This window comes from Conchiformibius steedae (assembly GCF_014054725.1).
GTDB lineage: Bacteria > Pseudomonadota > Gammaproteobacteria > Burkholderiales > Neisseriaceae > Conchiformibius > Conchiformibius steedae.
Genome location: NZ_CP059563.1, coordinates 18,587 through 42,369 on the forward strand (window position 1 = coordinate 18,587; position 23,783 = coordinate 42,369).

General features: G+C 50.9%; 25 protein-coding genes and 1 tRNA gene. 9 read left to right on the forward strand and 17 right to left on the reverse strand.

Annotation, left to right across the window (positions count from 1 at the left end; all coding sequences use genetic code 11):
* Positions 1 to 116: 116 nt before the first annotated feature.
* Positions 117 to 953, forward strand: coding sequence for a CDP-diacylglycerol--serine O-phosphatidyltransferase (gene pssA / locus H3L98_RS00440; RefSeq protein WP_051532156.1), 837 nt, complete (start codon positions 117 to 119; stop codon positions 951 to 953).
* On the opposite strand, the gene H3L98_RS00445 is transcribed toward pssA, so the two are convergent.
* Positions 954 to 1,274 (reverse strand): YnfA family protein, encoded by a 321-nt coding sequence (locus tag H3L98_RS00445; protein ID WP_027022695.1) that lies wholly within the window; start codon positions 1,272 to 1,274, stop codon positions 954 to 956.
* A 127-nt stretch (positions 1,275 to 1,401) separates the two neighbouring features.
* On the opposite strand from H3L98_RS00445, the gene trhP reads away from it, so the two are divergent.
* Both trhP and H3L98_RS00455 read left to right on the forward strand, forming a co-directional pair.
* A complete protein-coding gene (gene trhP, locus H3L98_RS00450; protein ID WP_027022696.1) occupies positions 1,402 to 2,766 on the forward strand; it encodes a prephenate-dependent tRNA uridine(34) hydroxylase TrhP in 1,365 nt (454 codons plus the stop codon).
* Positions 2,763 to 3,539 (forward strand): NUDIX domain-containing protein, encoded by a 777-nt coding sequence (locus H3L98_RS00455; RefSeq protein WP_027022697.1) that lies wholly within the window; start codon positions 2,763 to 2,765, stop codon positions 3,537 to 3,539. Before trhP ends, H3L98_RS00455 begins: the two co-directional genes overlap by 4 nt.
* A gap of 7 nt (positions 3,540 to 3,546) precedes the next feature.
* On the opposite strand, the gene H3L98_RS00460 is transcribed toward H3L98_RS00455, so the two are convergent.
* The 5 genes from H3L98_RS00460 to H3L98_RS00480 form a co-directional block, all read right to left on the reverse strand.
* Entirely contained in the window at positions 3,547 to 4,020 is a 474-nt protein-coding gene (locus tag H3L98_RS00460; RefSeq protein WP_027022698.1) for a hypothetical protein, read from the reverse strand.
* Positions 4,021 to 4,096: 76 nt separating this feature from the next.
* Positions 4,097 to 5,185 carry a hypothetical protein gene (locus tag H3L98_RS00465; RefSeq protein ID WP_027022699.1) on the reverse strand — a complete coding sequence of 363 codons (1,089 nt, stop codon included), beginning with the start codon at positions 5,183 to 5,185 and terminating at the stop codon, positions 4,097 to 4,099.
* Between the two features lie 82 nt (positions 5,186 to 5,267).
* The gene (gene mutL, locus H3L98_RS00470) at positions 5,268 to 7,145 is read right to left on the reverse strand and encodes a DNA mismatch repair endonuclease MutL (protein ID WP_027022700.1); all 1,878 of its coding nucleotides are present in this window, start codon (positions 7,143 to 7,145) and stop codon (positions 5,268 to 5,270) included.
* A 10-nt stretch (positions 7,146 to 7,155) separates the two neighbouring features.
* Positions 7,156 to 8,121 carry a TraB/GumN family protein gene (locus H3L98_RS00475; protein ID WP_027022701.1) on the reverse strand — a complete coding sequence of 322 codons (966 nt, stop codon included), beginning with the start codon at positions 8,119 to 8,121 and terminating at the stop codon, positions 7,156 to 7,158.
* Positions 8,122 to 8,330: 209 nt separating this feature from the next.
* The gene (locus tag H3L98_RS00480) at positions 8,331 to 8,741 is read right to left on the reverse strand and encodes a DoxX family protein (protein ID WP_027022702.1); all 411 of its coding nucleotides are present in this window, start codon (positions 8,739 to 8,741) and stop codon (positions 8,331 to 8,333) included.
* A 108-nt stretch (positions 8,742 to 8,849) separates the two neighbouring features.
* Between H3L98_RS00480 and H3L98_RS00485 the strand changes: the two genes are divergently transcribed.
* Positions 8,850 to 9,737 carry a LysR family transcriptional regulator gene (locus H3L98_RS00485; protein WP_027022703.1) on the forward strand — a complete coding sequence of 296 codons (888 nt, stop codon included), beginning with the start codon at positions 8,850 to 8,852 and terminating at the stop codon, positions 9,735 to 9,737.
* Here the strand turns inward: H3L98_RS00485 and earP are convergent.
* Positions 9,719 to 10,864, reverse strand: a complete 1,146-nt coding sequence (earP, locus tag H3L98_RS00490) for an elongation factor P maturation arginine rhamnosyltransferase EarP (RefSeq protein WP_034333894.1) — start codon at positions 10,862 to 10,864, stop codon at positions 9,719 to 9,721. The genes H3L98_RS00485 and earP overlap by 19 nt on opposite strands.
* A 570-nt stretch (positions 10,865 to 11,434) precedes the next feature.
* On the opposite strand from earP, the gene H3L98_RS00495 reads away from it, so the two are divergent.
* The gene (locus tag H3L98_RS00495) at positions 11,435 to 11,830 is read left to right on the forward strand and encodes an ACP-like domain-containing protein (RefSeq protein ID WP_051532157.1); all 396 of its coding nucleotides are present in this window, start codon (positions 11,435 to 11,437) and stop codon (positions 11,828 to 11,830) included.
* Positions 11,831 to 11,991: 161 nt separating this feature from the next.
* Here H3L98_RS00495 and H3L98_RS00500 read toward each other — a convergent pair whose 3' ends face one another.
* The 7 genes from H3L98_RS00500 to H3L98_RS00530 all read right to left on the reverse strand — a co-directional run bounded on the left by H3L98_RS00500 (position 11,992) and on the right by H3L98_RS00530 (position 15,721).
* On the reverse strand, positions 11,992 to 12,204 hold the full coding sequence (locus H3L98_RS00500; protein ID WP_027022705.1) for a zf-HC2 domain-containing protein: 213 nt from the start codon (positions 12,202 to 12,204) through the stop codon (positions 11,992 to 11,994).
* Complete coding sequence (locus H3L98_RS00505) at positions 12,191 to 12,793, reverse strand: sigma-70 family RNA polymerase sigma factor (RefSeq protein ID WP_034333896.1); 603 nt, start codon at positions 12,791 to 12,793, stop codon at positions 12,191 to 12,193. The genes H3L98_RS00500 and H3L98_RS00505 overlap by 14 nt, the downstream gene beginning before the upstream one ends.
* Before the next feature lies 1 nt (position 12,794).
* Positions 12,795 to 13,514 (reverse strand): HvfC family RiPP maturation protein, encoded by a 720-nt coding sequence (locus H3L98_RS00510; RefSeq protein ID WP_027022707.1) that lies wholly within the window; start codon positions 13,512 to 13,514, stop codon positions 12,795 to 12,797.
* A complete protein-coding gene (locus H3L98_RS00515) occupies positions 13,507 to 14,352 on the reverse strand; it encodes an HvfB family MNIO-type RiPP peptide maturase (RefSeq protein ID WP_027022708.1) in 846 nt (281 codons plus the stop codon). Before H3L98_RS00515 ends, H3L98_RS00510 begins: the two co-directional genes overlap by 8 nt.
* A gap of 133 nt (positions 14,353 to 14,485) precedes the next feature.
* A complete protein-coding gene (locus tag H3L98_RS00520) occupies positions 14,486 to 14,839 on the reverse strand; it encodes an HvfA family oxazolone/thioamide-modified RiPP metallophore (protein WP_027022709.1) in 354 nt (117 codons plus the stop codon).
* Positions 14,840 to 14,890: 51 nt separating this feature from the next.
* A complete protein-coding gene (locus H3L98_RS00525) occupies positions 14,891 to 15,187 on the reverse strand; it encodes an HvfA family oxazolone/thioamide-modified RiPP metallophore (RefSeq protein WP_027022710.1) in 297 nt (98 codons plus the stop codon).
* A 33-nt stretch (positions 15,188 to 15,220) separates the two neighbouring features.
* On the reverse strand, positions 15,221 to 15,721 hold the full coding sequence (locus H3L98_RS00530; protein ID WP_420838874.1) for an HvfX family Cu-binding RiPP maturation protein: 501 nt from the start codon (positions 15,719 to 15,721) through the stop codon (positions 15,221 to 15,223).
* Positions 15,722 to 15,940: 219 nt separating this feature from the next.
* Here H3L98_RS00530 and hutC point away from each other — a divergent pair, with 219 nt between their 5' ends.
* Entirely contained in the window at positions 15,941 to 16,654 is a 714-nt protein-coding gene (gene hutC / locus H3L98_RS00535) for a histidine utilization repressor (RefSeq protein ID WP_051532158.1), read from the forward strand.
* A gap of 54 nt (positions 16,655 to 16,708) precedes the next feature.
* On the opposite strand, the gene H3L98_RS00540 is transcribed toward hutC, so the two are convergent.
* Positions 16,709 to 18,238 (reverse strand): alanine/glycine:cation symporter family protein, encoded by a 1,530-nt coding sequence (locus tag H3L98_RS00540; RefSeq protein WP_027022713.1) that lies wholly within the window; start codon positions 18,236 to 18,238, stop codon positions 16,709 to 16,711.
* 378 nt (positions 18,239 to 18,616) lie between these two features.
* A complete protein-coding gene (locus tag H3L98_RS00545) occupies positions 18,617 to 19,276 on the reverse strand; it encodes a hypothetical protein (protein WP_124795675.1) in 660 nt (219 codons plus the stop codon).
* Positions 19,277 to 19,521: 245 nt separating this feature from the next.
* Between H3L98_RS00545 and H3L98_RS00550 the strand changes: the two genes are divergently transcribed.
* The 3 genes from H3L98_RS00550 to H3L98_RS00560 all read left to right on the forward strand — a co-directional run bounded on the left by H3L98_RS00550 (position 19,522) and on the right by H3L98_RS00560 (position 23,277).
* Positions 19,522 to 21,168, forward strand: coding sequence for an electron transfer flavoprotein-ubiquinone oxidoreductase (locus H3L98_RS00550; protein ID WP_027022714.1), 1,647 nt, complete (start codon positions 19,522 to 19,524; stop codon positions 21,166 to 21,168).
* A 264-nt stretch (positions 21,169 to 21,432) separates the two neighbouring features.
* Positions 21,433 to 23,139 carry a hypothetical protein gene (locus tag H3L98_RS00555; protein WP_169733485.1) on the forward strand — a complete coding sequence of 569 codons (1,707 nt, stop codon included), beginning with the start codon at positions 21,433 to 21,435 and terminating at the stop codon, positions 23,137 to 23,139.
* A 62-nt stretch (positions 23,140 to 23,201) separates the two neighbouring features.
* Positions 23,202 to 23,277: transfer RNA gene (locus H3L98_RS00560), tRNA-Ile, on the forward strand.
* A 156-nt stretch (positions 23,278 to 23,433) separates the two neighbouring features.
* Here the strand turns inward: H3L98_RS00560 and H3L98_RS00565 are convergent.
* Positions 23,434 to 23,637 (reverse strand): cold-shock protein, encoded by a 204-nt coding sequence (locus H3L98_RS00565; RefSeq protein WP_027022716.1) that lies wholly within the window; start codon positions 23,635 to 23,637, stop codon positions 23,434 to 23,436.
* Positions 23,638 to 23,783: the final 146 nt, after the last annotated feature.

Consider the following 23,783-nt stretch of genomic DNA (forward strand, 5'->3'; position numbering starts at 1 on the left):
GAAAAATCATCAGGCAATTTTTAACCCTATGATTTTTATTCCCTACCCTGATAAGATGCCCGAAATACGCGCAAACCGTGTTATTATCGTCTTATTGCCAATACGGGGAAAAGATTATGCCTCATCCGAAAGCCATCAATAAAATCAACACACTGAAACAAAACAGTATTTATTTACTGCCTAATTCGTTTACCATTGCGGCTTTGTTTTGTGCGTTTTATGCGATTACCGAATCCATGCACGACCGTTTTGGTACGGCAGCTGCGGCGGTGTTTGTGTCTATGCTGCTGGACGGTATGGACGGGCGCGTGGCGCGTTGGACCAACAGCCAAAGTGCGTTTGGCGAGCAATTGGACAGTTTGGCGGATATGGTGAGCTTTGGGGTAGCGCCTGCGCTGATTGTGTATAACTGGCAGCTTTATCAATTTGGCAAGCTGGGTTATGGGATTGCTTTTGTGTATTGTGCATGTGCGGCGCTGCGTTTGGCTTTGTTTAATACGCTTATCGGTAAAATCGATAAAAAATGGTTTATTGGTATTCCCAGCCCAACTGCGGCGGCACTGATGGCGGGTTTGGTGTGGTTGGACCAAAGTGTGGACGGTTTGGGCGGCAGCGGGGCTTGGGCGTTGCTGATTACGCTGTTTGCGGGCTTGTCGATGGTGGCACAGATTCCATTTTGGAGCTTTAAGGAAATTCATGTTAAACGCAAAGTACCGTTTTTTGGCATGATTTTGCTGGTGCTGGCGGTTATGGTGCTGGCATTGAAACCTGCTTTGGTGTTATTTGCGTTTTTCTTTGCTTACAGTTTGTCGGGCTATGTGATGTACGGTTGGCGCAAATGGAAGGGTTTGGATACGGCGGTGGCGGGTATGTATGTGGATGCTGCGGCAGAAAAAACGGCAGACGATGCTGCGGATACTTTACCTGCCAAAGAAACGCAACAACAGCCTTAATCAATGTTTGCCCAAGGCGATAAGCGCAGCACCACACAAACACAGTGCCGCGCCGAGCCAGTCGTTCCACGCGGGGCGCACGCCGTCTGCCAAACGCAGCCACAATAAGGCAGTGGCAATATACACGCCGCCATAAGCGGCATATACGCGCCCGCTGGCAGCAGGATGCAAAGTCAGCAACCATGCAAACAGTGACAATGCCGCTGCTGCGGGTAGCAACAACCACGCGCTTTTGCCTTGGCGCAACCACAAATACGGCAGCCAACAACCGATAATTTCCGCCAATGCGGTGGCAACAAACAAGAAAAAGGTTTTGAACATCATGCGGCAATTATAGCCTGCAAATTGACCCATTTTGCAAAAAAGCGCATAATCGGCGCGTTTTTTCCATTCAGGCAGCCCCGTGGTTTTTGGGCTGCCTGAAAACCATTTTACTAAAGGAATCATCATGAAATCCCCCGAACTGCTGCTGCCCGCAGGCGGCTTGGAACGGATGCGTACCGCTTTTGATTACGGCGCCGATGCCGTTTACGCAGGCAGCCCGCGCTACTCCCTGCGCGCCCGCAACAACGAATTTGCCAAACTGCCCGTATTAGAACAAGGCATTAACGAAGCCCATCAGCGTGGCAAAAAGTTCTTTTTAACCGTCAATACCCTGCCCCACAACAGCAAACTCAAAACCTTTATCGCCGACATGGAACCACTGATTGCCATGCGCCCCGATGCCCTGATTATGGCAGACCCCGGTTTGATTATGCAGGTGCGCGAGCGTTGGCCAGAGATGCCGATACACCTGTCGGTACAGGCAAACACCACCAACTATTGGGGCGTAAAATTTTGGCAGAGCGTGGGCGTAGAACGCATTATCCTGTCACGCGAATTAAGCTTGGAAGAAATCGCCGAAATCCGCCAGCAATGCCCCGATATTGAATTGGAAGTGTTTGTACACGGCGCATTGTGCATTGCCTATTCGGGGCGTTGCCTGCTGTCGGGCTATTTCAACCACCGCGACCCCAACCAAGGCACGTGCACCAACGCCTGTCGTTGGGATTACAAAGTACACGACACCCAAACCGATGATATGGGCGATGTGCAATCCTTAAACGGATTTGATTTTCACCGCGCCAAAAGTGAAGCCGATGCCGCCTTTGAAGGCATTAACGGACAACGCCGCCACCCCGCCGCCGACAAAGTTTTCCTGATAGAAGAAGCCAACCGCCCCGGTGAACTGATGCCGATTATGGAAGACGAACACGGCACTTACATCATGAATTCCAAAGATTTACGCGCCATTGAACAAGTTGCCAAACTCGCCCAAATCGGCGTGGACAGCCTGAAAGTGGAAGGACGCACCAAATCCGTTTACTACGTTGCCCGCACCGCCCAAAGCTACCGCCGCGCCATTGACGATGCCGTAGCAGGCAAACCCTTTGATTACAGCCTGTTAGCCGAATTAGAAGGCTTGGCAAACCGTGGTTACACATCAGGCTTTTTAGAACGCCACCACACGCAGGATTACCAAAACTACTTGCACGGACATTCATTGGCAAAACAAAGCCAGTTTGTCGGACAAGTATCGGCAGTTAATTCAGAAGGTTGGGCGACTGTAGATGTGAAAAACCGTTTTGCCGTGGGTGACAGCTTGGAAATTATCCACCCGCAGGGTAACGAAATCCGCGTACTGACTGCCATGCAGCGCAAAGGCATCTCCACCGATATTGCCCCCGGTAACGGCATTCAAGTGCAAATCCCCGATATGCACGGCAAAGACAATGCCTTGATTGCCCGCATTATTCATCAGGACAAGGCATGAAGCCCGTGCAAGTCGTAGCAGGCGTGGTGTATAACGCAGCAGGTGAAATCCTACTCACATCACGTCCCGCAGGAAAAGCCTATGCAGGCTATTGGGAATTCGCGGGTGGAAAAGTAGAAGCAGGTGAAAGCCTGTTTGACGCGCTCAAACGCGAGTTTGAAGAAGAATTGGGCATCACCATTACCCGCGCCCGTCCGTGGCTGCAAAAAATCCACGCCTATGAACACGCCACCGTGCATTTGCATTTTTTCCGTATTGCTGCCGATGCTTGGTATGGCACGGTGTCGCCGCGTGAAGGACAACAATTGGCATGGCAACGGGCGGGCGCGTATGCGGTCTCGCCGATGTTGCCCGCCAATGCCGCGCTGCTGAACGCGCTGGCGATTCCCGCAACGTTTTCAGGCAATCCGCAACACGGTTTTTACAGCACAGACGGCGCGTACCGTATTGCACCGCCGTCCCTATTTCACAGCGGACACGATGCCCTGCTTTTAGATGCTCACGCCCCTCAGCCCGCTACGGTTCAGCCCCGCGCCGTTTGGCGCAGCGTTGGCAATCTTGCCGAATTTAAGCAAGCGCAAGATGCCGATGCCCTGCTGTGGCGTGTGGAAAACGATTCCGCCGCGCAAACGCTGCTGCACACCCTGCAACAAGGCGTGTCGCTGCCTGTTGCCGCCTATGCCCGCGCCGATGTGTGCGCCCGCCACGCCCCAGCATGGCGCGATGCAGGTTTGCATGCCCTGATTGAAAACCGCGAATCGGTAACGGTTTAACTACGCGCTATTTCTCGGCTTCTTCAAGCAGTTGCTGCCACGCCGCTTCGCCTTGTGCCACATAGCTGCGCCAGTCGCCTTGTCCGCCCCGATAAGAAATTTGCCTGCCGTCGGGCAAAAACATGATGTCCCAATCGTTTTCCAATACCGCCAAACCGTTTTCACAGGCCGCACGGATGATGGCGCAGACAAAAACTTCTTCATCCAGCAGGGCGGGCTTGGCTTCAAAGCAGTACACCCGTTCCAAGGTGGTGGCGGTAGAACAGGCAATGCCGCCGATATTTTCCAAAGCATAATCGCCGTCATAATACATTAAAGCAGGGCGGACAAATTCCGCCATTTTTTGACCGAATGCCGCCATGCGCGGATTGGGTTCGGTTTCGGGAACGGTGTTCAAATCGGCCACAAAGCGGTAGGCTGTTTCCATATTGTCGGGAATACCGTATTTGATGTCCCACACATAAATGCCGTTGCTGCTCATCGTTTAATCGTCCTGAAATAAAAAATGGTTTTTCAGACAGCTTGAAAAGCGGTTTCAAGCTGTCTGAACATGGTATTTAAGGCTGCTCCAAATAAAATTTACGCTTATTCGGATTGGTATCGGGCAAGGTTAAGCGGGCAAAGTTGGTTTCGCCTGCATGGTGTGCCTGCACAAATCGGGTAAAATCCTCTGCCGTGCCGATATGGGGCAGGTAATACATCAACATATCCGCCGCCGCTTCTGCCAAAACAACCGCTTCTTCACGGCTGGATATGCTCCATTTATGATTTGCAGCTTTATGAGAATGATATCCAACGTGAACTTTAGGGTTTTCTTCCTCCGATACCCCATAAAAATCAGTTAATGCAATCTGTCTAACCGCACCTTCATCGGTATTACTAGGTTGAGCAGCCGGCATCAGTCTGTCAATTAAATCATTATATTCTTTATGAAAATTTATTCTAATCAAGCTTGTGAAATAATTTTCACTCCCAGTTTCTATATCTGTAGAAAACATAAATGAATCTACTAATTCTGTTTGCAACTTCCTAAAAGAATCAAAATAATTCATACGGGTTGGTATGTAATGATATTGATTGCACAATAAATCAAGCGGCTTACCGATTTTTTCCTGAATAATTAAGGAAAGGAAGGTGTTTCTGGCGTCGTATCCTTTAGGCAGTTTGCCTGTTCTCTTTCTGACTTTTGCTAGTGTTTCCTGCCAACGCTTTTCAGTTTCTTCTGCATCGTTCCGCCAATCGCTTTTTTTTCCTTCATAGTATTCTGTACCGTCAGGTAAAAGTAATTGTACCGTATATTCAAATTCCCGTGCGACAACCAAGCCGTTTTCAGCAGCAGCACGGGCAACAATCCCAGTACTGTTGGCTATATATGAATCGGGAAGGTCGCCTAAACAATAAATACGCTCCAAGCAATTTTCGGTATCGCGGGCAACATGATACATGGCGGTTAATTCGGAGGCATCTTCAAAATATGTCCATGCGGGACGGACAAATTCTTCCATTTTCTTGCCAAATGCCACCATGCGCGGATTGGGTTCGGTTTCAAAGGTGTTTGCCAGCTTCGCCGCGATGGCGCGGGCTTCTTCATCATTGGTGGGAATGCCGTATTTGCTGTCCCAGATGTAAACTTTATGCAGTTCCATGTGTTTGTTCCTAGGGTGAGGTAAAAAGACTGGATTAAAGGTTTATACAATACAATACGCAATCCATCAAGCCTCAAAGTTTTTACTGACCACGCAAAAACAGTTTGTCCAAATCGTCCAGCCCCAGTTTAACCCATGTGGGACGACCGTGATTGCATTGGTTGCTGCGCGGGGTGCGTTCCATATCGCGCAACAGGGCGTTCATTTCGGGCAAAGTCAGCCTGCGCCCTGCGCGTACCGAACCGTGGCACGCCATGGTGCTGAAAATACGGTTTTCATAGGCTTCAAGGGCTTGACTCGTGCCGACTGCGCCCAATTCCTGCAAAACTTTTTGCGCCAATACGGGAACATCGGCGTGTGCCAGCAGTGCGGGCAAGGCGTACACGGCTAAAGTTTGTTCGCCTTTGGCACGGATATCAAAACCCAGCTCGTGTAGGGCTTGGCGGTGTTCGTCCAGCGCGGCAACGGTGCTGCGTTCAGCAGTAAACTCTATGGGAATCAGCAGTTTTTGCATGGGTAAACTGCCTTGTTCGCGGTGTTTGCTTTTGAGTTTTTCGTAGGTAATGCGTTCGGCGGCGGCATGCATGTCCACCAATACCAACCCGTCTGCGGCTTGCGCCAAAATGTAAATCCCCGACAATTGCGCCATGGCAAAGCCTAAAGGCGGGGCAGAATGGTCGGCTGATTCATTTTCATTGGATTCGGTAATCGCTTGGGGTTGGGGTGTGGCGGGTGGAAAGGGGATTTCGGCAGGGGTAAAGTCGTCTGCTGGCGGCGGTGGCGGGGCGGAACGGTACAGCTCGGCATAAGTACGCATGGCAGCGCGGCTTTCGTTCAGGCTTAAACCGCGCTGTTGCGGGCGTGCTTGTTGATAGGAATAGGCGGCAGGCGCACTTTTGGCGGGTGCGGCAGGTGTGGCGGGGGCAGACGTTTCAGGCAGAAACAAAGTAGATACGCTGTCGGTACGGTCGGCGCGGGTGTCTGCCAATACTTTGTTAATGCTGTGAAACACCAGCTGATGCACAGCTTGGCTGTCGCTAAAACGCACTTCGGTTTTGGTGGGATGCACATTGGCATCTACCTGATTGGGCGGCAGTTCCAAAAACAGCGCAAAAGCAGGCGAAAACTGCTGATGCAAAACATCACGGTACGCCTGTTTAAGCGCGTGCAACATCACTTTATCGCGCACAAAGCGTTTATTGACAAAGAAAAACTGATTGTCGCTACGCCCTTTGGCAAAAGTGGGTTTGGCTATCATGCCGTGCAGGTGCAATTCGCCCGCCTGTTCGTCCACCGCCAAAGCCGCTGCGGAAAAGGCTTCGCCCAAAACGGCTTGCATACGCGCTTGTGCGGTTTGAACGGGATAATTAAAAATCTCTTTGCCATTGTGCGACAGGGCAAACGCCACTTGCGGATGCGCCAATGCCAAACGTGCCAACACATTGGCGCAATGGGCGTATTCGGTGGCTTCCGATTTTAAAAATTTGCGCCGTGCGGGGGTGTTGAAAAACAGTTCTGCCACGCTTACGGTGCTGCCGACAGGGTGGGACGCGGGCGATACTGCACCCAAATTACCGTCTTCGGCGCGGATTTCGGCGGCGTGGGCATCATCGGCGCGGCGGCTGGTTAGCGTTAGCCGCGACACCGAAGCAATGCTTGCCAAACCTTCCCCGCGAAAACCCAAGCTGGACACTGCTTCCAAATCCGCCAGCGAACGGATTTTGCTGGTGGCGTGGCGCGACAGTGCCAAGGGCAGTTCGGCAGCGGCGATGCCCGCGCCGTTGTCGCGCACCCGTATCAGGCGGACGCCGCCGCCGCCCAATTCCACCGTAATCTGATTAGCCCCCGCATCCAAGCTGTTTTCCAACAATTCTTTTAAAGCATTGGCGGGACGTTCCACCATTTCCCCTGCCGCGATTTGGTTGATTAAATGGTCGGGCAGCAGCGCGATTTCAGACATATTCAGCCTTTCAAGATGGAATATTGGTTTTGCGTTTTTTCAGCATAATCGGTTCTACCGTATAACCCTGTTGGCGTAACAAAGCAATCAAACCGTGTTCGCCAAACAGATGCGCCGCACCCACTGCCACCGTGTTGGCACGCTCACTCAATAATTTTTCCAACTTTGGCATCCACTGGGTATTTCTTTCTTTTAATAATTGCTTAAACATCATGTTTTTCCAAATTTCGCGGTCTTGCGGGACAAACATTTCATAATATTTATCGGATTTCACTTCTGCCCACAATTCGGTGGCGCGATGCTCGCGGTAGAGTTTAAACAAATGTTGCGACAAGGCAATTTGTTCTTGCTGATGCTGTAAAGTGGCATCAATGCCACGCAAAACCGTGTCTTCGGGAATGGCAGCGTAATATTTCAACACTTCTATCCCTTCCAATTCGTCAATGTCTTTGCCTGTGGCGCGGGCAGCTTTCAGCAGCAGTCTGTCAATCCCGTAATCATCATCATAGCCTTTGGGAACAATCATTTGTTCCAGCGACATCAACACAAACCACGGCTGCCATTTTTGCTTGCTGCTTAACATGGCGCGTTCGTCGGGCGAAGCATAACGGCGCACGACGCGTTGCACTTTGGCATGGCGGGCTTTGCCTAAAGACTGCACCAGTGTTTGCTCGGACTGCGCCAACTGCATCATCAGCATTACCCGCAGCATACCCGCAGGCGTTTGAAAAAATTCAGGTTCAATTTGGGTTTCTACCACCAAACGCGGGGTTTGTGCCAAAATATCGCGGTATTGGGACGACAGCGTACTGCCTGTTTTCCCTTTATGTACCGTGCCAATCAGATAGCTGGTGGGGGTGTCGGATTTGCTGATTTTCCAGAGAAAAGTGTCGGCAGGCACATCTGCAGCCCAAGCGGGGCGCAACAAGCACAATGCCAGCAGCAGGGTTTTGAGCAGGATAAGCCATTTTTTCATGATGATTCCTTTAATTAAGTAAGGATAGTTGATAAAAATAAAAACGAGACAAGGCGATAACGCCCGCCGTGTACGAATCGTACATCAGGGCGTTGGCAACGCGGTATCGTTGAAATTTTAATCAGCTATAAACAATAAAAAACGCCTGTTTCCCATGAAAGGAAACAGGCGCAGATTGTACCCGAAACGGCACAAACCAAGGCAGGGTATTACTTGGTTGCGGCAAACAGGCGGTTATCCAAAGCCCACGCGCCCGCGCCGGCAGCCGACAGATACAAGAAAATAAAGCAGAATAATGCAGCGGGTTCGCCACCGTTCATCAGCGGCAACAGCGGGGCTTGTGCGGCGTGCATCATAAAATATGCTACTGCCATCATGCCCGACAGCAAAAATGCCACAGGACGGGTAAACAGACCAATCATCAGCAAAATACCGCCAACCACTTCCAGCACACCTGCCGCGCCCATCAATGAAAACATCGGCATATTGTCAAACATTTCAATGTGGGGCATGGCAAACAGTTTGGCTGTACCGTGCAAGAAGAACATATATGCAGTGGTAATGCGCAGCAGTGCCAGCAAAATGGGTTGGAAGCGTTGCAAAGGGTTGTTGTGAAGCATGGTTTTTCCTTAAAATTGAATTGAACTAATCACAATGGACAGTATATAAGATTCTTGTGGTTTAATATACGGTCGTTTTATTGATAAATCATTTCTTATTGGGAAATAATGGACACGCTTTTTAGTATGAAGGTGTTTCGCTTGGTGGTGGAATCAGGCGGATTCTCACGGGCGGCGCAGCGTTTGGATATTTCGCCTGCAATGGCAAGCAAACATGTGGCGCATTTGGAAAAAACTTTGTCGGCAAAATTGTTGTACCGCAACAGCCGTCATGTGCGCTTAACCGATACGGGCGCGGAATATTACCGCGAATGTGTACACGCTTTGGAAATTTTGGCGGCAGCGGCGCAAAAAGCGGGCGGGGGTTTGGACAAACCGCAAGGCAGGTTGCGCGTGACCATGCCGCAATGGTTTGCCGACCGCCGTGTCGCGGCGTGGATGGCGGAATACCGCCAACGTTATCCCGAAGTGGTGTTGGATTTGTCGTTTGACAACCGCCGTTGCGATTTGGTGGCGGAAGGTTTGGATGTGGCATTGCGGGTGTCGGTACACACCGAGCCTGAATGGATTGTGCGTCCTTTGGGGGAAATTGCGTTTTATTTATACGCTGCGCCCGATTATCTGGCGCGTTACGGCACGCCCGACACGCCCGAAGCTTTATCCAAACACCCCGCAGTAGTGCCGTCTTATTCCGATTTGGCGTGGGTAAAGCTGCGTCCGCCGCAGGGTGAAGCCAGCACTTTGGCGTTGTGCGAAGCCTTGCGCTGCGACAATACCATGATGACCGCCAAACTGATTGGGGCAGGTTGCGGCATTGGTTTTCTGCCCGAATGGTGCGCGGAAGGCTTGGTGCGGCTGTTGCCTGATTACACGCTGATGCGTATTCCTTTATATGCCGTGTATGCCGACCGTGCTTTTTTAAGTGCTAAAATCCGCAGCTTTATTGATTTTATGATAGAAAAAACCGCCGACCACACTCACCCCGTCAAACGGTAACGCGCAGGCTGCTGCGCCGCATACCATTGCGCCAAACGCGACACCGCATCGCTTTGTCCGTGCAAAAACGCCTGCCACTGCTGCGCCGACTGCCGCCAATGCCCCTGCCAGTCCAGCAGCGTGATTAAAGCCTGCGTGCGTACCGTATCGTTTAAGCGGCGACCGCCGTTTAATTCGTTAGACAACACATGATGCGCCGATTGCAGCTTGCCCGGTAAAGAAGCGGCAGGATAATACGTCTGCCGCCAAAACGCATCCGATTTGGTCAGGTGCGCCGCTTCCGCTTGCGGATAAGTGTGCCACAACATCGGTTTGCCTGCCAATTGCGCCCGTACAAAGCTGTCTTCGCCGCGCACCAGCAAAATATCTGCCGACCACAATACTTCGTCAAAATCTGCCTGCGGCACAAACGGCAATATATAGCAGTTGTCAGGCAATGCCCCGTTTTGGCGCAAACTGTCGGCTGATTGTTCGCCTGCCAACCACCAACGCACATTGCGTCCGCTTTGCATCAGCGTACGCCACCAAATGGGCAATAAAGGTGTTTTGTAACTGAACACAAAAATATCGGTGCTGTCGGAACTGCGGTCAGGCAAACCCAAACGGCGGCGCAAGGCAAATTCATCGGCGTGGTCAAACGTGCGTTGGCGCATGGCATAGTTTTCTTCGCGCAACAACCCCCCGCTCTCGGGTACAAAACCCATCTGCCAAAAATACTTTTGCAAATGATTGGCTTGTAAAGATTTCATCAAATGCGTGCGTAAAGCCCAATCTTCCGCGCTCAAGTATTCCCAATTCAGGCACACGGCGTTGTTGTCAATAATGATTTTTTGTACGCTTTCGGGTAAACGGCAGGCAAAGGCTTCAATCGCCAAATCGGGCGGCGGCACATGGCTTAAATCGGCATACTGCCCTTCCTGCCAATGGCGTAAATACACACCATCGTGATGCAAAGGCAGAATTTCGGGCAAAGACGGCACAATTGCCCGCAATGCCGCCGCATTGTCCACCCACAAATACACGCTCCAGCCCAAACGCTGCGTCAGCTCCCGAGCTAAACGCCACGACACGCCAATATCGCCAAAATTATCGATTACGGTACAAAAAAGCCAACATTTGATTTTCATCGGTATTCCTTCAGTATTGACACAGCACAATCAATCAGGGTAACACAGAACGTGCGCTGCTGCGCCCCCGCAAAGCATAGTAAGAAAATATGGTAAAAATTTTGAGAATAAATTGCATGCACGGGCAAATTTCGTCAGAATTAAAACATCATTCCGCACAAGGTGCTAGCCTGTATCCTGCAGGAACAGGTATAAAATGTGTATCAGTGTTGTATTTGGCATACGCAGCAGACGGAATGTGGCTTTTGGGTGCGGTGGTTTTTTCCTCCTTTTCCAGCGCGCCCCCCGAGTAGCTTTAGGGTTATTCGGGCAAAACGGTTTTACCCCAGCCGTTTTGCCCGAATAACCCTGTTTTTTATGTAGCGTTTGTGTCAAGAAAACGCGCCAAGACGTTACCGTTTGCACAGCGGCGGTTACATAAAGGCGTATTGCGTGAAGCTTTGCAAAGTTCGGCAATCCCGTTGGACGGACAGCGGGCAGAGGCGTAATATTCGCTCTGTTGCCGAACGGGACGGCACAAACCAAAAATTTCCCGCTTGTTTTTCCACTCTTTAATTCAATAAGGAAACCATGATGAAAGCCCTGAAAATTTTTTCCGCCATTGCCCTGTCTGCTGGTCTGATTGCTTCTGCTTCTGCCGCTACCAGCCCCATTAACGCCAACAAAATCACCAAACGCGCCAATGTAAGCTACACCTGCCAAGGCGGCAAACACCTGACTGTGAGCTACGGCTTTAACGCTGCGGGCGTACCCGTTACCGCCACTGCCCGTGTAAACGGTCAAAACCGCGTAATGCGCTACGACCTGAACCATTCTGACAACGTCAGCTCTTTCTTTAAAGATGCACGCGGTTACCGTTTGGGCGCAAGCAACATCGACAGCCGCAACTACCGCAAAGCCAGCGTAATGGTTACCGAGCCGAACAACCGCATCGCTTTCAAGAGCTGCATGCCCCGCACCCGTTAATTGAGTTGGGTTTGGCAAAATTTAAAAAGTTAATTAAAAGTACATGATGAAACCCACCCCGCACAGCAATGTGCGGGGTGTTCACATAAGCGTGTCTGCCTGTAGCGATTGCAGTTATCAAAATCTGCATAAAGTTCAACAGCTTTATGCGGATTTTTTCATCACGGTAACCGGTTTTCAACTTCATGCTGATTATTTTCCGACTCACGCTGCCACTGCCCCACCTGCTTGCGGATAAACGACAATTGCGCGTGATAACGGCGGCAGCTCGGGCAAAACGGCAGATGCAGGCGCAATTGCCAGCGTTCCCCGCGTGTCAATTCCCTGTCCTGCCCTTGCGACAACAGCTTGCAGGCTTCTTTACAATTCAACATACGCCTTTCCTGATTCCTGATGCCAATCAAACCAACGGTGTTGCAAACACGCCCGCAGTCCGTTGCGGGCGCGGTGCAAAATCACATAACAGTTTTCGCGGCTGATGGCAAAATCCGCACAAATTTCCTCAACTTCCATGCCCATGATTTCGCGCAGATAAAAAATCCGTGCGGTGTCTTCGGGCAATCCGCGCAAACAGTTTTCTAAAGCGCGGCGAAATTCCTGCTGGTCGGTAAAGGTTTCGGGTTCGGCATCCCAAGCCTGCGGTGCAGCCGCTGCCAGCCAATGTCCGCGTTCGTCAAAACAGGCATCAAAATTTTGCTCGATGGCGTGATTGTCTTCCTGCCATTCGTCCAAACTAACCATATTTTTCAGGCTGCGGAAATGGTCGCTGATTTTGTTTTTTAAAATTGCCAGCACCCATGTTTTTAATCCCGAATCGCTGCGGAACTGACGGTGTTTGTCCATTGCGGCGACTAGGGCTTCCTGTACCATGTCTTCGGCAAGGTCTTCATCGCGCAACTGCACGCGGGCAAAACGCAAGACTTCGGGGCGCACCGCCGCCAACAGGGCTTGGAACTGTTCCATGCTAATCCGCCACAGGCAGCAGCACGCCCGCCTTTATCCATGCACCCACGGCATCACGCAGCCATGCTTCGGCAGAATTGCCTGTTAATTCGTACAAGGCAGCGGCAAGACTGTTTAAGCTGTCGTCCTGACTGCTAAAATGTTCCAGTAAAAACAAATCGGTATTTTCCAATTTGCGGTAATAGACTTCGTTGTGCGGATTGCGCCACGTCAATACGGCGGTTTCGCCCTCGTCCAAGCGTTCCAAACCGCTGCTGACAAAATCGCAGGGGTAATGCGTTAAACGGGCAGCAGGCGAAAAACGCAGCAGGGTATCATCTTGCCAACTGCCGTCTGATTCGGGAAGCAAGGCGGTCTCGGCGTGCAACAGCGCGGTTTCAAAATCCATCATCGCCAACACATTATCGGGCAGTTTGTCTGCACCGTTTTTGCTTTGCGCGTAGGCAAGAAATTGGGCGGGAATATCGTTAAAAAACGGCGATTCGGGCTTAGCTTCTGCCAAAAAACGGTTTTGCAGACGTTCCCACAAGGCAGCATCGGCAAAATGCTGGCTGTCGCTGAAACACAAATCCAAAAAGTTTTTAATATTATTGCGAACCAATCGGTTATAAACCGCCAAACGCTCGGCAGGCATACCGGGGGGCGCAGGTTGGGACGGGTCGCGCACATAATTCGCCAGCATGGCTTGAAATTCGGCGCTGCTTATTTTGGCTTCAGACATAAGGTGCTTCCTCGGTTTGCCTTTGAATCGCAGCAATGCGCCCTACTTCGGCTTCCAGCTCGGCAAACGGCGGAAAATTGCTGTCGCGTTCCAATAATACGGGCACAGGGTGGGGAATGCGTTGGCAGGTATAGGCAAATAAGTCCCACACCGCATCGCACACGGCTTGTCCGTGGGTGTCAATCAATAGGGTTTCGTGTTCTTCATCGTGTCCTGCCATGTGCATATAGTTCACACGCGGCAAATCCACGCGGTCAATATAATCGCGCGGCTGCACAATGCCGTGATTCACGGCATTAACATACACATTATTGACATCCAAATGAATCCCACAATCCGCTTCCCGCGCCACGGCGTTTAAAAAACCCACTTCGTCCATTTCCGCCAAAGGGCTGTGGGCGTAATACGATGTATTTTCAACCGAAATCTGCTGTTCTAAAATATCCTGCACCATGCGGATACGCGCAGCGGTGTGGCGCACCGATTCTTCGGTAAATGGCAGCGGCAGCAGGTCGTACACATGCCCGTGATGGCTACAATAGCTTAAATGTTCAGAAAAAAAGCCGATGCGGTATTGACGCATAAATTCTTTGATTTGGCGGACAAAATCTATTTGCAAAGGGTCTTGTCCGCCCAAAGACAGCGATAAGCCGTGGCAGGCAATGGGGAAACGTTCTGCCACCGCATCAAATTTTTTGCGTGCCGCGCCACCCATTTTCAACCAGTTTTCAGGCGAAGCTTCAATAAATTGAATGGGCGAAACTTCGCGGTCTAATGCCAGAAAATCATCTGCCATACTGCGTTTGTATCCCAAACCTGCACCTTGTAAAGCGTTCATCTTTTTATCCTTTATATTTTTATGCCATGCGTATGGCAGCTTGTGCAAACCGCCATACGCATGGCAAAACAGACAGCTAAAACCAACAGGGCTTCAGCCTGCCTGTTTACTTTGGTTTAGAAACGGTTGTTAATTAGTGACCGCATTTGCCTTCAGCCGCTTTTGCGCCTGTGGATTGATGTGCGCCGCCGCAATTGCCTTCGCCTGTTTTGGACGAATGTCCGCCACATGCACCTTCACGGGCTTTGGATTTGCCCGCACCACATGCGCCCTCGCCTGCTTTAACACCGTGCGCTGCACCACACGCACCCGCAGTGGTTTTGCTGTGACGGTGTTTTTTGGTCAGGCTGCCGCGTTTGGCTTTTTTCAGTTTTTTCGCTTTTTGGGTTTTGGCGGTAGCGGCTTGATGATGGTCGGCAACGGCTGTTTGCGAACCCAGCAGCGCCAATGCACCCGCCAAGGCAATTAAAGAAGCAGTTTTTTTCATGGTTTCATCCTTTTAAATTTCAATTGATTCAATCATAAAGCGGGCGCAAGATTATTTTTGCTCGCCGCCGCATTTACCCTCACCGCACTTGCCTTCGCCCGCTTTGCTGCCCGCAGCCGATGCACCGCCGCATTTGCCTTCACCACATTTACCCTCGCCCGCTTTGCTGGCAGCAGCCGATGCCGCACCACCGCATTTACCCTCACCGCATTTGCCTTCGCCCGCTTTAGCAGCAGAGGCAGGCTGTTGTTGCGCGGCGGGGGCTGCGCTGTTTTGTGATGCGGAATCCTGACAAGCCGCCAATGCCAACGCACCTGCCAAAGCAATCAGAGAAGAAGTTTTTTTCATGGTTCAAGTCCTTTGTTAAACAGTTAAAGAAAATCAATTGGTTTCATGCGTTACCGCTGCATCCGCAGCTTTACGCCCGAATAAAACATAATCCAGCGACCAACGCCCCATGCCTTGCAACAGCAAAGGCAGCAGCATCAGCAGATACACCAGCGCCATTTTGTAGCCGTTGTTGCAAACATTGTAGCCGTTGCCGCCGTGTACCGCCGCCCAAGCCACCGCCGTCAGCACAGCCAACACCAAAGCACCAGCACGACCGAACAATCCCAACACCAGCAGCAGCGGCACCAGCAATTCCGCGCCCATTGCCAACGCCCAATTAAAATCGGCAGGCAACACATTAAACGGAAACGGAAACGATTGCTGGATATCGGCAAACCAGTTTTGTCCGCGCCATTTTTCCAAACCTGCTTCCGCAAATTCATAAGCAACAAACAAACGCAGTGCCAGCAGCGACACATCTTTGCCGATGCCTTCGGAAAAATGTTTTAAACAGCGCAGCCGTTTGGGGCAGCAGAGGCGTGGATTCATCATAAGGTGTTTCCCTGTTTGTGAAGTGTTATACCCGTTAGACGGACAAGGCAGGCGTTTTCTTACAAAAAATTTTGCTTTTTGAATAAAAAAATCACAAACAATTGATTATAAAATAAATATTTTTTAGAAAATATCCGCTTCGCCCCGCCGCCGCGCCCGCCATGACAAAACCGCCGCATACGTTTTATAATGATTTAACAGATTTTTTTTTCAAACATTATGAACAATATCCCCCAAGCGCTTTATCAGAAAGTCAAACAACACCTGCTCGCCCATATTCAAAACGGTACTTGGCCCGTACACCACCGTTTGCCGTCCGAACACGAACTGACGGCGCAATTCGGCGTGTCGCGCATGACGGTAAACCGTGCTTTGCGCGAACTGGCTGCCGAAGGCAGGTTGGTGCGTTTGCAGGGTGTCGGCACTTTTGTTGCCCCGCCCAAAGCCCAATCGGCACTGTTTGAAGTACGCAGCATTGCCGAAGAAATCGCCCGCCGTGGCGGAAAACACCATTGTCGGGTGCTGTCGGTGCAGGCACTCGCCACCGATGCCGCCACCGCCGAAGCACTCAACTTGCCCGCCGGCGCACACGCCTACCGCAGCATGATTGTGCATTTTGAAAACCATGTACCGATTCAGTATGAAGACCGTTGGGTCAATCCTGCTGCCGTTCCCGATTATTTGGCGCAGGATTTTCATCACATTACCCCGCACGATTATCTGACTGCGGTTACCCCGTTTAGCGAAGGCGAACACATTATTGAAGCGGTGTTACCGCCCAAACACATTGCCGCTGCGCTGGCTATGGCACGTGGCGAACCGTGTTTGGTGGTAGAACGGCGCACATGGAGCGGCAAGCTGGCAGTAACGCAGGTGCGTTTGTGGTTTGCCGCAGGGCGCTACCGCCTGCAGGGACGTTTTTCTGCCGATTAAAAAAAACTGCCCGAAAAGTTTTTTTTTCGGGCAGTTTGCCGTTACCGGTAACAATCAGGAAGCTTTGTCTTCAGTAGGATTTTTCTGCTGGCGCAAACGCTCTTCCCAAAACAACGCGCCTTTAATCCCCAGCTTTTGCGGGTCAAACGTAAAATGTTTTACCCCTGCTTTTTGCTGCTCTTCATAGTCTTTCAGCGCCGTTAAAGTGGGTTTTGCCATAAAGAAAATCACAATAATGCCGACAATATTCAGCCACGCGGTCAAGCCCACGCCGATGTCGCCGATGTCCCACACATAGCCTGCGCCACCTACTGCACCATAGGCAACCGCCATCATAATCACCACTTTAACCACAAACAAACTGCCAGTGGTTTTAAACGAACGGGTCAGGTAAGCCACATTGGTTTCGGCGATGTAGTAGTAAGCCAAAATAGTGGTAAAGGCAAAGAAGAAAATCGCAATCCCCACAAATACTTTACCAAATCCGCCAAACATGCTGGCAACCGCCAATTGGGTAAACGCAGGACTGCTGATAACGGTATCAGTCGGCAGGTTTTGCACCACAAACTGCCCTGCTTCGTTTTGCACATTGTATTGCCCCGTAATCAAAATCATAAACGCGGTGGCAGAACACACAAATAAGGTGTCCACATACACAGAAAACGCCTGTACCATGCCTTGTTGCGCGGGATGTTCCACTTCGGCGGCAGCGGCAGCGTGCGGACCTGTGCCTTGTCCTGCTTCGTTAGAATACACACCGCGCTTCACACCCCAGCCAATCGCCGCGCCAAAACCCGCTTGCGCGGTAAAGGCATCACTGATAATCAGGCTGACAATACCGGGAAGCTGATGGGCGTTCATGGCGATAATCAGTACCGACATAATAATATAGCCCAATGCCATAAACGGCACGACAATTTGGGTAACATTGGCAATGCGCTTGATACCGCCGAAAATAATCATGCCCAGCACCACCAAAATCACCAGCACCGCAACCAGTTTGTTGCCGCCCACTTCGCCAAACATGGTATTAACCATATCGCCTTCACCGAAAATGGTGGTAACGGCATTGGCAACACCGTTTGCCTGTACCCCCGGTAAAAACAATCCGCACGATACAATCAGCGACACCGCCAGCAAGATACCGTAAGCCTTACCCGCCGCACCGCCAAAGAATTTTTCAAAATAATAAGCCGGACCGCCACGGTATTCGTTGGGGTCATTTTGGTCGCGTTCTTTATAGATTTGCGCCAGCGTGGATTCCACATAAGCGGTACTCGCGCCCAAAAACGCCACCACCCACATCCAAAACACCGCACCTGGTCCGCCAAAACCGATGGCAGCCGCCACCCCCGCAATATTACCTGTTCCCACACGCCCCGACAGTGCCACCGCCAAAGCCTGAAACGAACTGATGCCCTGTTGGGCAGTATTGGGTTTGGCAAGCAGACGCAGCATTTCGCCAAAATGGCGCACCTGCATAAAGCGCGTCAGCACCGAGAAAAACAAACCCGCACCCAAACACAGGTAAATCAAAGGTTTGCTCCAAATTAACCCGTTTAGGGTATTGATGAGTTCTTGCATGGCAGTTCTCCGAAATCCCGCCGCAGCGGTGAGGTAGTCTTAACAAACGGCAACATTTCTTACCATTTGTTTGCCATTATAGTACATCTTTTCTGTCAATCTACACAGCTATTTATTTTGCGCCTACTGTATTCGCTTTGACACAACAATCACTATCTATTTATTTTTAAATGATTTTATTTTATGCGTAATCTATACGCTGCAAACATTGCGACAACAGGATTTCAATCATAAAAATAATTTAATTTTCAATATTATATAAATTTTCCTGATACAAGCATTCACAAAAAACGATAACGTGGCATTGTGGTGCAAACGAAACGGTCAAACAGCAAAAAAGACACTGCTAGGCAGTGTCTTCGTAAACCACAATGGGTTTTATTCGGCGCGCATAATGTTGTACACGCTGCTCAAATCATATACTTTGTAACGGGCAGGGTCTTTGCGCCCTTCGCCTGCATAGCTTAATGTCAAACCCAAACGGCGTTCTTTATCCACCCAACCGATAAACATGCCGCTGTGCTGGATGTTTTTGTAGCTGTGGTTGATGTGGTAAATCCAGTCGCCTACGCGCAGTTGGTCGGGGTGGGCGTACGGTCCTTTGGGCGATGCGCCTTTGTACACGGTTTTGCGGGCTTGGCGCGGTACGCCTGCGCGGGTAAATACGGTGTCGAGATAATCCCAACAGCCACCACGCACCACTTCTTTGTGAAACAGTGCCATCACGCGCCCTTGGGTCAGCACGTTGCGGGCTTTGCCTACGGCGTAACGCTCGGCAGCCAACACCAGCGGCATATGGTCGCTGTGCACGCCTGCGGTTTTGCTTTGATTTTTGCTTTGGGGCTTGACTTTGGGCGCGTACACGGTGGTGCGGGCGTGGTTGCGGTTGAGAATGTCGGCAGCGCGGCGGGCATCGGCTTCGTCGTACACACGGGGGGCGTTTGCGCCTTGCTGCGGCGGCTGTTGATAAATAGGCAGCAGCGAACAGGCGGAAAGGGCAAAGCCTGCTGCCGTGCACAAAACAAATTGCTTGTTCATGAGTGAGAACTCCAAAAAAACACAGTTACTTCAATACACAAAATACCACCTGAATCTTAAAGACCAGTAGGTTTCACTCTATCAGCAAGGCAGCGGCACTACAAGGGTTTGCCGCAGAAAATTTGTCAAACAGCAGCTTCCCTGCAGGCAAAAACGGGCGCACCCTGTGCCGAAAAATAAAAATAGTGTTAAAATCCACTGTTTTATTGTCAATCTGCCGCACAGAGCAGGAAAGAACACAAGCCATGGATTCATCTCAAAAACGCGACACTATGCAATACGATACGGTGATTGTGGGCGCAGGACCGGCAGGTTTGGCAGCTGCCATCCGCTTAAAACAGCTCGCCCACAGCACGGGACGCGACATCAGCGTGTGCGTTTTGGAAAAAGGCAGCGAGGTGGGGGCGCATATTGTGTCGGGCGCGGTGATGGACCCTGTGGCGTTAAACGAGCTGTTACCCGATTGGCGCGAACGCGGTGCGCCTTTGGATTGCGAAGTTCAACAAGATGATTTTTGGCTGTTAAGCAAAGAGCGGGCGTGGCGTTTGCCGATTCCGCCCAGTTTGCACAATCAGGGCAATTATATTGTCAGCTTGGGGCTGGTGTGCCGCTGGTTGGCGGAACAGGCAGAAGCTTTGGGCGTGGAAATTTATGCGGGCTTTGCGGCGGCGGAAGTGCTGTATCACGACAACGGCGCGGTAAAAGGCGTGGCAACGGGCGATATGGGCTTGGACAAAAACGGCAAACCGTCTGCCAACTACCAAGCGGGCATGGAACTGCACGCCCGTCAAACCCTGTTTGCCGAAGGTGCGCGCGGTTCGTTAAGCAAACAAGTCATTGCCCGTTTCGCGCTGGACCGCGACAGCTGTCCGCCCACTTACGGCTTGGGCATTAAGGAAATTTGGGAAGTGCCCGCCGAGCAATGCACCGCAGGACGGGTAATTCACAGCATCGGTTGGCCTTTGGACAGCCGCACTTACGGCGGCGGTTTTATTTATCACGGCAAAGATAACCGCATCGCCATCGGGCTGATTGTGGGACTGGATTATCACAATCCGTATTTGTCGCCATTTGAAGAAATGCAGCGTTTGAAAACCCACCCCGAAATCCAAAAAATGCTGGCGGGCGGACGGCGCATTGCCTATGGTGCGCGTGCTATCAGCGAAGGTGGTTTGCAAAGCCTGCCGCAGTTGAGTTTTGACGGCGGCGTATTGGTGGGCGATGCAGCGGGATTTTTAAACGTGCCGCGCATCAAAGGCTCTCATACCGCGATTAAATCGGGTATGCTTGCCGCAGAAGCCGTGTTTGAAGTGTTGCAAACCGAATCCGACAGCCCCCGCCGTGCCGCAACTTACGAACAACGTTTTGCCGAAAGCTGGCTCTACCGCGAACTGCACACCGCCCGCAATATCCGTCCCGCCTTCCGCTGGGGATTATACGGCGGCAGCGCCTATGCCGCTTTAGAACAATACCTGTTTAAAGGGCGCACCCCGTGGACACTGCGCCACCGCCACAGCGATGCCCGCAGCCTAAACAAAGCCGCCGCAGCTTCGCCCATTGCCTACCCTGCCCCCGACAACGTACTCACCTTTAACCGCAGCGACAGCGTATTTTTAACCCATACCGCCCACGACGAAAACCAACCTGTTCACCTGATATTGGAAAACCCCCTGCTGGCAACGGAAATCAACGCCCGCGAATACGCTTCCCCTGAAACCCGTTATTGTCCCGCAGGCGTGTACGAAATCATTGAACAAAACGGCAAGCCGCAACTGCACATCAACGCCGCCAACTGCATTCACTGCAAAACCTGCGACATCAAAGACCCCACGGGCAATATCCGTTGGCAATGTCCCGAAGGCGGCAGCGGACCCAATTACGGCGCAATGTAAATCCAAAAATACGGTACAATGCGCGGCGGTTTTGTACCGCCGTTGCTGCCAAGCACGCCCGAAAAACCACATACCGCGCAAACTTGGCGCAAAAAAACGCCTGTTAGCGCAATAAATCAGTACAATAAAACAGTTTGACCCACACACGCCGTCGAGAGCCTGTTTACGAGAGCAAGTATGGATATACCACCGCCTCAGATATCGGTTCCGGATGACTATATACCCTATCCCATCCGCACCCAAATCAACCAAATCGACCCCCGATTGGATGTATTTTGGCAAGATTATCTGTTGGATATTTTCAAACGCCTGCGCGACCACGACCGCAAAAACGTGGCCGTACAGCTGCTTGCGCCCAAAAAAATCTTCTGGAACAACGAACAGAAAGCCTTCGGCTACCACCCCGACGGCACAGAAGACAACCTGACCCACGTTTTGGCAGACATCCCCCACAGCGCCCGCCACCTCAAAGCCTTCGCCGTCAGCGCCGTGCGCCATCTGGACAGCCTGCGCGCCTACGAACACATTGAAGAAATTGCCGATTTTTTAGAAAACGTATTGGATAAAATCCAAAACCTCGATATTGAAAACAACCTGCAGCAGCAAGTGCTCAAACAAAGGCTTTATACTGCCTTTATTTACGCTGCAGCCCATATTATCCGCAAAAAAAACAACCTGCTGCTGCCGCAAAACCACCGCAACCTCAATCCCGGCATGATTATCACCTTTATCAACGAGGTGTATCTCAAATACCAGCTGCTGGGCTATTGGTTCAAAACCCTCAGCAACCGCCAGCTCGCCGCCATGCCCGAGCCGCTGATGCACGACTTTTTGTGCCGCGAACAAAAAACCCGCCAGCTGCAGATTGTCCGCACATCCAAATATTTATTTGCCATTGCCCCCACCATCGAAACAGGGCATAACCCCTTTACCATCCGCCGTTTTTTACAGGAAGAAGCCCTGTATTCGCACGAGCGCATTATTTTCAACGGTGTCGCCATCAATTTGGCGGTGCTGGCAGAAAATCCTCCCGAATACGAACAGCATTTTAAGCAGCAAACCGAATACGAACAGCGTTTCCGTCACCAGATTGAACACATCATTACCCTTGAATCCAACGTCAATCCCGAAATTTTTGAGTGTTTGTACGAATTGGAGCATTTCCACGAAGACACCCTGCTGCCCATGCTGTTTTCGCCCATGCCCGTAGATGTGCCGCTGAACAAAGCCGTAACATCGCGTTTGCAGCAATACGAAAAACTATTGATTGTTAATGTATTATTACCGTTTCATCGGGTATTGCGCAAAGTGGTCAGCAATAATGACGAGCAGGAAGTGCTGTACATCGGCATCCGCCAGTTGTTTGGTAATATATTGAGTTCGTTTAAAGATTTTTTGCTGCTGCCCGCGCTGCTGCTGAACGAACAGGCAGATATGTTATTCGGACGCCTGCTTGCCTACACCCTGTTTTTGGAAAAACGCCACGATGCCATTTTCAAAATGCAAACACCTATTGAATGGGAAAACAGCCACGAAGCCTCGCAGGAAGCCTTGCAGTCGGTAGAAGACATGATGGCGCAAAAAATGGAACGCCACACCCGTTTAATCAGCCAAATCAACGACCAGCAATCCAGCGTGGATTCGCCGGGGCTGCTGGGGCGTCTGCTCAAACGCACCGAAAAAGACGAAAACCGCTTGGGTAATTTAAAACGTCAGTCGCAGCAGACCCAATGGGAAGTGTATCAGCAGCTTTTGCAGCTGCCCAAACATTTCCCCGACCAAGTGGTGCATTTGGAATTTGATTCGCTGATGTTAAGCAAACAGGCTATCCGCCATTATGCTTTTCCCGCAGGCAACAACGGCATCACGCGCCTGCCTTTGGTGCTTGCCGTGCCCGACAGCATTTCACAGTTTGATTTAAGCGAATTTGACAAGGATATGCAGCAGAAAATCCGTCAGGCGGGCAGTTAGGCTTGCAGCTGATGCTGTTTTTGGGTAAAATCCTGCGTTTGCGTATGGTTAATATTGCCTTGGGGTCTGTAGCTCAGGGGTTAGAGCAGGGGACTCATAATCCCTTGGTCGTGGGTTCGAAACCCACCGGACCCACCAATGAAACCATTTATTTTATTTACAATATTTTGAAAACGGCACAAACCTAAAAGTTTGTGCCGTTTTTGTGCCCATACAAAACGGCAGACCAAGGCATCAAACCTTAATCTGCCGCTGCTTTGAATACCCAATTCGGCAAGTCCGAACAACAGGCTGTTATACCTTTTGGATGTTTGCCGCTTGTTTGCCTTTAGGACCTTCGGTAACATCAAAGGATACTTTTTGACCTTCTTTCAAGGTTTTAAAGCCTTCCATATTGATGGACGAAAAGTGAGCGAACAAATCTTCGCCGCCTTCGTCGGGGGTGATGAAACCGAAACCTTTAGCGTCGTTAAACCATTTAACAATACCGGTTGCCATAAATCGTACTTTCTGAAAAAAATTAAACAAGATGCAAAACGGAGTCGAACCAAAACCGAAAAAACGGCTTTTTCCGCAGCACCATCTCGCTGATTAGCTTTTTACCGATGTTAGGCTGAACAGTCAAGACAAGAGTTGGGAAACAC

Bases quoted from the DNA above. Each gene is read 5' to 3' on its own strand.
- H3L98_RS00505 (WP_034333896.1), bottom strand. From the start codon at position 12,793: ATGGAACAGTTCCAAGCCCTGTTGGCGGCGGTGCGCCCCGAAGTCTTG.
- H3L98_RS00500 (WP_027022705.1), bottom strand. From the start codon at position 12,204: ATGTTGAATTGTAAAGAAGCCTGCAAGCTGTTGTCGCAAGGGCAGGAC.
- earP (WP_034333894.1), bottom strand. From the start codon at position 10,864: ATGAAAATCAAATGTTGGCTTTTTTGTACCGTAATCGATAATTTTGGC.
- H3L98_RS00465 (WP_027022699.1), bottom strand. From the start codon at position 5,185: ATGGAACTGCATAAAGTTTACATCTGGGACAGCAAATACGGCATTCCC.
- H3L98_RS00515 (WP_027022708.1), bottom strand. From the start codon at position 14,352: ATGAACGCTTTACAAGGTGCAGGTTTGGGATACAAACGCAGTATGGCA.
- H3L98_RS00460 (WP_027022698.1), bottom strand. From the start codon at position 4,020: ATGAGCAGCAACGGCATTTATGTGTGGGACATCAAATACGGTATTCCC.
- trhP (WP_027022696.1), top strand. From the start codon at position 1,402: ATGAAATCCCCCGAACTGCTGCTGCCCGCAGGCGGCTTGGAACGGATG.
- H3L98_RS00445 (WP_027022695.1), bottom strand. From the start codon at position 1,274: ATGTTCAAAACCTTTTTCTTGTTTGTTGCCACCGCATTGGCGGAAATT.
- pssA (WP_051532156.1), top strand. From the start codon at position 117: ATGCCTCATCCGAAAGCCATCAATAAAATCAACACACTGAAACAAAAC.
- H3L98_RS00545 (WP_124795675.1), bottom strand. From the start codon at position 19,276: ATGAACAAGCAATTTGTTTTGTGCACGGCAGCAGGCTTTGCCCTTTCC.
- H3L98_RS00565 (WP_027022716.1), bottom strand. From the start codon at position 23,637: ATGGCAACCGGTATTGTTAAATGGTTTAACGACGCTAAAGGTTTCGGT.
- H3L98_RS00495 (WP_051532157.1), top strand. From the start codon at position 11,435: ATGATGAAAGCCCTGAAAATTTTTTCCGCCATTGCCCTGTCTGCTGGT.
- H3L98_RS00530 (WP_420838874.1), bottom strand. From the start codon at position 15,721: ATGATGAATCCACGCCTCTGCTGCCCCAAACGGCTGCGCTGTTTAAAA.
- H3L98_RS00455 (WP_027022697.1), top strand. From the start codon at position 2,763: ATGAAGCCCGTGCAAGTCGTAGCAGGCGTGGTGTATAACGCAGCAGGT.
- H3L98_RS00550 (WP_027022714.1), top strand. From the start codon at position 19,522: ATGGATTCATCTCAAAAACGCGACACTATGCAATACGATACGGTGATT.
- H3L98_RS00525 (WP_027022710.1), bottom strand. From the start codon at position 15,187: ATGAAAAAAACTTCTTCTCTGATTGCTTTGGCAGGTGCGTTGGCATTG.
- H3L98_RS00540 (WP_027022713.1), bottom strand. From the start codon at position 18,238: ATGCAAGAACTCATCAATACCCTAAACGGGTTAATTTGGAGCAAACCT.
- H3L98_RS00520 (WP_027022709.1), bottom strand. From the start codon at position 14,839: ATGAAAAAAACTGCTTCTTTAATTGCCTTGGCGGGTGCATTGGCGCTG.
- H3L98_RS00475 (WP_027022701.1), bottom strand. From the start codon at position 8,121: ATGAAAAAATGGCTTATCCTGCTCAAAACCCTGCTGCTGGCATTGTGC.
- H3L98_RS00485 (WP_027022703.1), top strand. From the start codon at position 8,850: ATGGACACGCTTTTTAGTATGAAGGTGTTTCGCTTGGTGGTGGAATCA.
- H3L98_RS00480 (WP_027022702.1), bottom strand. From the start codon at position 8,741: ATGCTTCACAACAACCCTTTGCAACGCTTCCAACCCATTTTGCTGGCA.
- mutL (WP_027022700.1), bottom strand. From the start codon at position 7,145: ATGTCTGAAATCGCGCTGCTGCCCGACCATTTAATCAACCAAATCGCG.
- hutC (WP_051532158.1), top strand. From the start codon at position 15,941: ATGAACAATATCCCCCAAGCGCTTTATCAGAAAGTCAAACAACACCTG.
- H3L98_RS00510 (WP_027022707.1), bottom strand. From the start codon at position 13,514: ATGTCTGAAGCCAAAATAAGCAGCGCCGAATTTCAAGCCATGCTGGCG.